Annotated in this window: 2 protein-coding genes; one reads left to right on the top strand and one right to left on the bottom strand. The window is 69.9% G+C overall.

What is annotated here, in order from left to right; genetic code table 11:
- Positions 1 to 27 precede the first annotated feature (27 nt).
- Positions 28 to 708, top strand: a complete 681-nt coding sequence (locus WBA11_RS01325) for a 5'-methylthioadenosine/S-adenosylhomocysteine nucleosidase (protein WP_424518933.1) — start codon at positions 28 to 30, stop codon at positions 706 to 708.
- Positions 709 to 772: 64 nt separating this feature from the next.
- On the opposite strand, the gene WBA11_RS01320 is transcribed toward WBA11_RS01325, so the two are convergent.
- The coding region (locus tag WBA11_RS01320; protein WP_424518932.1) for an ABC transporter permease at positions 773 to 1846 on the bottom strand (1074 nt) is incomplete at its 5' end.

Genomic DNA, 1846 nt, shown 5'->3' with positions numbered 1-1846 from the left:
CGATATCACGGCCCGACCTTTCACTCCATGTCTCTGGTTCTCCTCGCAACGCCCGTCGAGAAGGAGCTGGCTGCCCTCGAAGCTCTGTTGCTGAGCGAGGGGCACCTGGTCCAACGACAGCCGGGCCGCGTCCCCTCTCTCGCCGCTCCCGATCTCGGGCTGACGTGCGCGGCAGCGGGCCATGGGAAAGCCCAATTCGCGCTCGTGACGCAGCACCTGATCGACACGAGAGGCCCCTTCGAGGCCGTCATCGTCGTCGGCGCTGCAGGTGCGTTGAGTCCTGATCTCCAGGCCGGTGACGTCGTCGTGGGGACGGAGGCCGTGGAGCACGACTACAAGACTCGCTTCCACGGCGTCGGGCCACCTCCGAGGCACCCGTCCTCGAGGAAGCTGCGCGAGACGATCCTGAGCGCTCAGCCCGAGCGTGACGGCTTCCGCGTTCACTCGGGACCCATCGCAGGTGGCGACGAAGACATCGTCGATCCGGTGCGAGCGGCGGCGCTGGTCGAGTTGACGGGAGCGCTGTGCGTCGCGTGGGAGGGGGCCGGTGGTGCGCGGGCCGCGGCGTTCAGCAACGTTCCGTTCGTCGAGATCCGCGCGGTGACTGACGGGGCCGACGCCTCGGCCGCCGAGAGCTACCGGGTCCATCTCCCCGAGGCGATCGGAAACATCGGCCGCGTCCTGCTCGCCTGGCGTCTCCACGCCTAGATCACGGCCTCGAGGACGACACTCATAGTCAGGGTGGCGTCAGCTCCATCCTCGAGGACGAGCCTCACTCCGCTCGCAGCGCCCGAACGGGATCCGTCATCGCGGCGCGGAGCGACTGGCTGATGACTGCGACGAACGCCGCGATCATGGCGGCGCCCGCGGCTGCAACGAACGGGAGCGGCCCGAGGTCGATCCGGTAGGCGTAGTCCTCGAGCCACACGCTCAGGACCCACCACGCGACCGGCGTCGCGACGACCGCGCCGACCAGGACGAGCCGGACGAAGTCGCGCGAGAGCAGCCCAACCACGCTCGCGACCGACGCGCCCAGTACCTTGCGGACGCCGATCTCCTTGCGTCGCTGCTCGGCCGTGAACGCCGCCAGCCCGACCAGTCCGAGACACGCGATCAGCACGGCCAGGCCCGCGAACAGCGTGAACAGCGTCGCGAAGCGCTGGTCGGCCCGGTACTCGGCGTCGAAGAGCGCGTCCACGAACGTGACCTGGAACGGGTTGCCCGGGAAGAGCGACACGTAGGCGTCCTCGAGGGCGGTCAGTGTCTGCGGCAACGCGTCGGCGCCGACCTTGACCGATACCTGGTGACCGGCCGGGTTGAATGCCAGGAACGCATCCTCCCGCGCTTGGTGCGCCGACGACCAGTGCGCGTCCTCGAGGACGCCGATGATCTCCGCGTCGCGCCCGCTCAGGGTCACGCCCGCACCGAGCGCTTGCTCAGGAGCAGGGAAGCCGAGCGTCGCGACCATCGACTCCGTCGCCAAGACGGGGATGGGCTCGCCCTCGAGTGGAGCGGAGAGGCCGTCGAACGCGCGGCCGGCGACCAGGGTCAGGTCGTACAGGCCGGGAAAGTCGGCGTCGACGTCGGTGATGGAGCCCCGGACCGACTGGTCCGAGCCGTCGAGCCGGATGCCGTCCGTGCCCATGTTGTGGCCCTGCCCGGGGACGGTCTGCGACGCGGCGACCTCGAGGACGGACGGGACCTGGGCGAGCGCGCTCTTGAACACCTCGAGGTCGGAGGCGCGGTCGGCGCCGTCGGGGCGGACGCGGGGCGCGGGGATGACCACGACGTGCTCGGTGTTGACGCCCAGGTCGAGGTCGCGCATGTGGGTGACTTGCATCGACAC

Origin of the sequence: Rubrivirga sp. (assembly GCF_049648075.1) — a bacterium.
Taxonomy (GTDB): Bacteria; Bacteroidota; Rhodothermia; order Rhodothermales; family Rubricoccaceae; genus Rubrivirga.
This window is presented reverse-complemented; position numbering and strand designations above follow the sequence as displayed.

Bases quoted from the DNA above. Each gene is read 5' to 3' on its own strand.
- WBA11_RS01325 (WP_424518933.1), top strand. From the start codon at position 28: ATGTCTCTGGTTCTCCTCGCAACGCCCGTCGAGAAGGAGCTGGCTGCC.